The sequence below is a fragment of the Mesorhizobium sp. M4B.F.Ca.ET.203.01.1.1 genome (genome assembly GCF_004791025.1).
GTDB lineage: Bacteria > Pseudomonadota > Alphaproteobacteria > Rhizobiales > Rhizobiaceae > Mesorhizobium > Mesorhizobium abyssinicae.
The window spans coordinates 1-278 of the sequence record NZ_SRUO01000323.1; the positions used below are offsets into that span (position 1 = coordinate 1).

The 278-nt window shown below is 67.6% G+C and carries 1 pseudogene; it reads left to right on the forward strand.

The annotated features are described in order from the left end of the window. Positions 1–261 (forward strand): annotated as a pseudogene (locus EN846_RS34905) (hypothetical protein); the annotation flags it as partial. Positions 262–278: the final 17 nt, after the last annotated feature.

The following is a 278-nucleotide window of genomic DNA, read 5'->3' on the forward strand; positions in this document are numbered from 1 at the left end:
CTGCAGGCGCGTTGGCAACAGGCACGGGACAACGGCCGCGTGCTGCGTTTCGTGGGCCGTGTTGACGGCCAGGGTGCACAGGTCGGCCTGCGCGAACTGCCGTCCGATCACCCCTTAGCGCAAGGCGCAGGCACCGACAACCGCGTGGCGATCCACAGTGATCGCTATCAGCGCCAGCCGCTGTTGATCCAGGGACCGGGTGCCGGTGCGGAAGTCACCGCTGCCGCGCTGCTGGATGACGTGCTGCGGATCGTGGGTTGATCGCAGGGTGCCTGTAG